Source organism: Flavobacterium sp., from assembly GCF_044369455.1.
Lineage (GTDB): Bacteria > Bacteroidota > Bacteroidia > Flavobacteriales > Flavobacteriaceae > Flavobacterium.
Genome location: NZ_JBIPLW010000031.1, coordinates 1 through 2764, shown reverse-complemented (window position 1 = coordinate 2764; position 2764 = coordinate 1). Strand labels below are relative to the sequence as shown.

The following is a 2764-nucleotide window of genomic DNA, read 5'->3' as shown; positions in this document are numbered from 1 at the left end:
GGCATCCAGGAGAGTAAGGGGTTCGGTGGATTTCCGATCGGTGGTCAATGGCTTGTTTGTGACAAGCCAGACATTGTCGCCAAGCACCAAGCCAAGGTTTATGGCCAAGCGCTCGGTGCAGCGCCGACGATGGCGGTTCCGCACTTGGATACGCGAGTGATCGACGGAAAGAAATCGCTCCTCTTCGGTCCCTATGCGGCCTGGACCACCAAGTTTTTGCATCGCCACGGCAGTTTCTTCGATTTGCCCGGCTCGATCAAGTTCGACAACATCGGTTCGCTGGTCAAAGTTGGGCTCTATAATTTGCCTTTGGTGCGATATCTGATCCAGCAAGGAACGCAAAGCATGAACAAGCGGATGGAAGTCCTTCGCGACTTCTATCCAGAAGCACGCAATGAAGATTGGCGTCTCATCGATGCTGGTATTCGCGTGCAAGCGATCAAGAAAGAGGATGGTCAGGCAGGCATCGTTCACTATGGGACGGAAGTGGTTACCGATGCCGAACGCAGCATATCCGCTCTTTTGGGAGCGTCCCCGGGAGCATCCGTTTCCGTTCATGTCATGCTAGAGGTGATTCGTAAGTGCTTCAGCAGTTTGTTGGAATCCGAATCCGGCCGTGGTCGCATGAAGGAAATGATCCCTAGTTTTGATGAAGATCTGAAACTTGCTCAATCGGCCGACCGTTTCGCGCAATTAGACGAGCGAGCCGAAAAAGATCTATTTGGCTAATCGAAAGTTGAGGATCGCTCCGTCGATCCGATAGAACTTAGACAGTTCTACTTCTACTTCGCCTACATCCGCGGCTTATGCTCTGCGGCTATTTTCCGTCGGCAAGAAATTGGACAATCGGATGCGAAATAATAACGGTACCAGGCACTTGCAATTGGGGGCGAAATAATAACGGTACCAGGCACTTGCAAATGGAGGCGGAACTGGTAGAATCTGGGAAAAGGAGAATTTGTTATGCCTAGACCACTACGTTCGGAGGTTTTTCGACCTCAGGAAGTTGCAATTCTTCACTGTACCCAAAGATGCGTACGGCGTGCTTATCTCAGTGGCGTGGATTCCGTCACTGGAACCGACTGTTCCTACAGAAAGGAATGGATTCGACAACGGATTGAAAAACTAGCGTCGGTTTTTGGGATCGATGTCCTAACCTATGCAATTCTATCCAATCACCTGCACGTTGTGTTGAGGAGTAGGCCCGATGTTGTTGCCACTTGGTCGGATCGACAAGTTGCTCTCCGGTGGTTGCAGGTTTTCCCGGGAAAACGAATCGAGGAACAACTGGGAGATCCTACCACGACTGACGTGGAATCGCTAGCGAATAATCCGGAGCGGATGGCGGTCATTCGGCTTCGGTTGTCCGATGTTTCTTGGTTTATGAAGGCTCTTTCAGAACCCATCGCTCGTTTTGCGAATAAGCAAGAGAAATGCACAGGCTGCTTTTGGGAAGGGCGGTTCAAAGCGCAGCGGCTTCTCGATGAGGCTGCGTTACTGGCGTGTTGCATGTACGTGGATTTGAATCCGGTGCGGGCTGCGATGGCGGAATCGCCAGAAACTTCGAAGTTTACGTCCGCGTACGATCGGATTAAGGCTGCAGAAGGTAAGACCATTGAATCGGCAGCCGCTCCGATGCAGGCGATCAATCGAGAAGAGGCTGCAAAGATACTGAAAAGCAGCACGAAAGAGGAGTTAGTGAAACGTCGCAAAGCAGCTAAAGTACGGCGAGGACCGCGAATTGCAAGAGATGGGTGGCTGGCACCGCTTGAGTTGAATCCGAGGGTGACGGGACCGGCGGTGAGCAAAGAGGGGCTTCGTGCGAGCGATAAGGGCTTTTTGGATATGAGTCTCGAAGACTACCTCGGGCTGTTGTACTGGACCGGCAGGCAGGGACGCGAAGATAAGAATGGCAAGATTACGGCCGACTATGCACCGATTTTGGCGAAGTTGGGGATTGCTGAGGGGATGTGGTGCGATTTGGTTTGGAACTTCAAGAAGTACTTTGGCAAGAGCCGAGGGCCGGGCTCACCGGACCGAATGCGAGAGGAATCGATTTTAGGAGTGCGCAAATTTCAGCCGGGGCAGAAAATGGTTCGGAAGTGCTTTGTCGGATCAAATTGAAAGGGGGAGGTTCGTAAACGTCAGTGACTTCTATAAGTTCTTGGCCATTGCGATGCGATGCAATGCTTGGCGAAAGCGTGCCATTTGATTGCATCCGCCATACCGCTCCGCTATGCTGGCAAAGGTAAATTCTGCCGATACCTCACCTACCAGCCTACCGAAGGACCACCATGAGTCATCCACGAACACGACGCGCATTCGTACAAGCCTCGCTCGCTGCATCCGCTATACCCTTGTTCGGGGCATCCGGACGATCAGCTAGTGCATCTGCGATTGGAAAATTGAGAACCGCCCATATCGGAGTGGGCGGGATGGGGGGCTCCGATTTGGGCTCCATCGCTTCTCATTCGATGGTCGAGGTAGCCGCGCTTTGCGATGTAGACTCTACTCGATTGGTAAAAGCTCAAGAAAAGCATCCCAACGCCAAATTGTTTTCGGATTATCGAGAGATGTTGGCCAGTTATGGCAGTTCGATCGATGCTGTCGTGGTATCCACACCGGATCACACGCATGCACCGGCAGCAATGACGGCCATGAATCTCAACAAGCCGGTGTATTGCCAAAAACCGTTGACGCACGAAGTGTTCGAAGCACGTCAACTGCGGGCTGTTGCGGAAAGCAAAAAGTTGGTGACACAGAT

At 52.1% G+C, this 2764-nt stretch carries 3 protein-coding genes; all 3 read left to right on the top strand.

What is annotated here, in order from left to right:
• Nucleotides 1–729 (top strand): malate:quinone oxidoreductase (locus ACIQ2L_RS13495; protein WP_396159700.1); only part of this gene is annotated, 729 nt, incomplete at its 5' end.
• A gap of 612 nt (nt 730–1341) precedes the next feature.
• Entirely contained in the window at nt 1342–2124 is a 783-nt protein-coding gene (locus ACIQ2L_RS13490; protein WP_396159698.1) for a hypothetical protein, read from the top strand.
• A gap of 281 nt (nt 2125–2405) precedes the next feature.
• Nucleotides 2406–2764 (top strand): Gfo/Idh/MocA family protein (locus tag ACIQ2L_RS13485; RefSeq protein ID WP_396159696.1); only part of this gene is annotated, 359 nt, incomplete at its 3' end.